The sequence below is a fragment of the Bacteroides sp. 41_26 genome (genome assembly GCF_949740115.1).
Lineage (GTDB): Bacteria > Bacteroidota > Bacteroidia > Bacteroidales > Bacteroidaceae > Bacteroides > Bacteroides nordii.
The window spans coordinates 1-3,610 of sequence record NZ_CATJGZ010000021.1 but is presented as its reverse complement, the minus strand read 5'-3'; the positions used below and the strand labels follow the sequence as shown (position 1 = coordinate 3,610).

Sequence of the window (3,610 nt, the reverse complement as noted above, 5' to 3'; positions counted from 1 at the left end):
TGTTGAAGGTGTATTTCCAGTAATAATTGTCCCATAATCTTTAATTTGACATTTTTCCCATTCCCCTTCAAACTCCTTAAATCTCAAATTAGGAAACTTAGTTATTTGGAGTCTCTAATATTATTTCTATCTTATTTAAATAGTTTAATTACCTAAAACAGAATAAAATGGAAACAACAATGACAATTAAAGAAATTGCAATCCTATGGAAAGAGGATAAAAAACAGTACGTGAAGAAATCAACTATCTCGGCATACTCACTATTGATCGAGAATCATCTATTGCCAACATTTGGAGAGATGTGCCATATTGAAGAAAGCATGGTACAAGAGTTTGTTTTTCAGAAATTAGAAAATAAACTCAGTCAGAAATCAATTAAGGATATACTCATAGTACTAAGAATGATTTTAAAATACGGTGTAAAAAACAAACTTCTTGAATATAGCCAGATTGATATTAAATTCCCTACCGAACGAGAACGACATGATATAGAAATATTGAGTAAAAGTAATCATAAAAAAATCATTAACCACATTCAAGAACATTTTACATTTAAGAATTTGGGAATATACATTTGTTTAAGTACAGGATTACGAATAGGTGAGATTTGCGCATTAAGATGGCAAGATATTGACACAGAATCAGGTGTTATCAGTATTAAGCAAACAATTCAACGTATATACCTTATTGAAGAATCTGAGCGACGTACAGAATTAGTTTTAGATACACCCAAAACGAAGAATTCTATTCGAGACATTCCCATGACCAGAGATTTAATCAAGCTACTTAAACCATTAAAAAAAGTGGTTAATGCTACATACTTTGTACTGACCAATGAATCAAAACCGACAGAACCCAGGACATACCGAAACTACTACAAACTTTTTTTGAAAGATTTAGGAATATCTGATTTGAAATTTCATGGCCTGCGCCACAGTTTCGCAACTCGATGTATCGAAAGTAAATGTGATTATAAGACTGTAAGCGTACTTCTTGGGCATTCAAATATTAGCACGACTCTCAACTTGTATGTTCATCCAAATATGGAGCAAAAAAAGAGGTGCATAGAGCAAATGTCTAAGGCATTAAAATAAATAAAAATTGGGCTGTTCTATAATCCTCAAAGAACAGCCCTTGATTTTTTACTACTTTGTTTTAGACTCAATCTGATACCGAAAAGCGATCTATTTCCTATCTGCTACTAAAAAAAGAAAGGCATCCCAATATTTTGGAATGCCTTTCTACTTCTATAAAATCGGTTTATGCTTTCTTTAAAGAAGCAATACTTTCTTTCAATGAATTAATAATACTCTCGGCATCTGCCTGTTTCTTTCGTTCAATCTCAATTACTGCCGGTGGAGCATTATTTACAAATTTCTCATTACTAAGTTTCTTCAACACACCTTGCAGGAATCCTTCTTTATGTTTCAGTTCAGCTTCCATACGAGCGATCTCCGCTTCTACATCAATCATATTGCCAAGCGGAACAGCAAACTCAATAGTGCCTACCATGAATGAAGATGCTCCTTCTGCTTTGGCTTCTACCACTGCAATACCGGACAAATTACAAATCTTAATAATCACAGCATTAAATGCAGTAACCGGATTTTCACCTATCACCTGCAACTCAAGTGCTTCTTTCTGTGCAATATTCTTCTGCAAACGAATCGTACGGATATTACTGATCACTTCCTTCACCACTTCAAACTGCTGAATAAACGCTTCATCAACGGTTCCATTCAACAATAAAGAATTCACCATCAGACTCTCTCCCTCCTTACGTTCGGCCATCTGTTGCCACAACTCTTCGGTAATGAAAGGCATAAACGGATGAAGCAAATGAAGCAAATTATTCAGGAATCCAATAGTAGCATCAAAAGTAACACGGTCAATAGCTTGTCCGTAAGCCGGCTTAATCATTTCCAGATACCAGGAAGAGAACTCATCCCAGAACAGCTTATAAACAGCCATAAGTGCTTCACTCAAACGATATTTGCTAAACAGATCGGCAACCTCAGCTGCTACTTCATTCTGTTTGGACTCAAACCAGCGGACAGCCAACTTAGACGCTTCGGGAACTTCAGCATTATCAGCAACCTTCCATCCTTTGATCAACCGGAAAGCATTCCATATCTTGTTACAGAAATTACGTCCTTGCTCGCACAATGCATCATCAAAGAGAATGTCGTTCCCGGCAGGAGCCGCAAGCATCATACCCATACGTACCCCATCGGCGCCGTATTTTTCAATTAGTTCCAATGGATCGGGTGAATTACCCAATGATTTAGACATTTTGCGCCCTAACTTATCACGAACGATACCAGTAAAATATACATTCTTAAACGGCATCTTTCCTTCATATTCATAACCGGCCATAATCATGCGGGCTACCCAGAAGAAAATAATATCCGGACCTGTAACAAGGTCACTTGTAGGATAGTAATACTCAATCTCTTTGTTACCCGGATTATTAATACCATCAAACAATGAAATAGGCCACAACCAGGAAGAGAACCAAGTATCCAGACAATCTTCATCCTGACGGATATCGGCCAGAGTCAATGCATTATTTCCAGTTTTTTCTTTGGCAAGTTTCAATGCTTCCTCGTCTGTAGCAGCTACCACATAGCCACCCTCAGGTAAAAAGTAAGCCGGAATACGATGTCCCCACCACAACTGACGGCTGATACACCAGTCTTTTATGTTTTCCATCCAGTGCCGGTAAGTATTTTTATACTTGGGAGGATAAAATTTCAGTTCGTCATTCATTACAGGTGGCAACGCCATCTCTGCAAAGTGCTGCATCTTAAGGAACCACTGCATAGACAATTTCGGTTCAATCACTACATTCGTACGCTCTGAATAACCTACCTTATTCGTATAAGCCTCTGTCTTTTCAAGCAATCCGGCAGCTTCAAGATCTTTCTCTATCTGCTTACGAACATCAAAACGATCCATACCGATATACATACCGGCAGCTTCACTTAATGTTCCGTTATCATTGAAAATATCAATACTCGGCAAATTGTATTTTTCGCCCAGCATATAGTCGTTCACATCATGTGCCGGAGTCACTTTCAGACAACCCGTACCGAATTCGATATCTACGTAATCATCTTCGATCACCGGAATAACGCGCCCTACCAACGGTACGATTACTTTTTTACCTTTCAACCAAGTATTTTTAGGATCGGCAGGATTGATACACATAGCCGTATCACCCATAATTGTTTCCGGACGAGTAGTAGCAACCACCGCATAACGACCTTCCGGATCTCCTTCTACTTTATAACGCAAATAATAAAGTTTTCCATGTTCTTCTTTATAAATCACCTCTTCATCAGAGAGGGCAGTCAATGCTTTCGGGTCCCAGTTCACCATACGAACTCCCCGGTAAATAAGTCCCTTATTATAAAGATCTACGAAAACCTTCAGTACACTTTCGCTACGTTTTTCATCCATAGTAAATGCGGTACGATCCCAGTCGCAAGATGCTCCGAGTTTACGAAGCTGTTTCAGGATAATACCACCGTGCTCTTCGGTCCATGCCCAGGCATGTTTGAGAAATTCGTCACGGGTCAGATCCGTCTTTTTGATTCCTTCCGCTGCA

2 protein-coding genes are annotated in these 3,610 nt (G+C 38.6%); one reads left to right on the top strand and one right to left on the bottom strand.

All coding sequences use genetic code 11. The features are described from left to right. Positions 1-167 precede the first annotated feature (167 nt). Positions 168-1,094, top strand: coding sequence for a tyrosine-type recombinase/integrase (locus tag QX565_RS00240; RefSeq protein ID WP_289290533.1), 927 nt, complete (start codon positions 168-170; stop codon positions 1,092-1,094). Between the two features lie 166 nt (positions 1,095-1,260). On the opposite strand, the gene QX565_RS00235 is transcribed toward QX565_RS00240, so the two are convergent. Then, a partial coding sequence (locus QX565_RS00235; RefSeq protein WP_289290532.1) for a valine--tRNA ligase occupies positions 1,261-3,610 on the bottom strand: 2,350 nt, incomplete at its 5' end.

Excerpts from the sequence above, each read along its gene's own strand:
- QX565_RS00240 (WP_289290533.1), top strand. The coding sequence starts at position 168 with ATGGAAACAACAATGACAATTAAAGAAATTGCAATCCTATGGAAAGAG.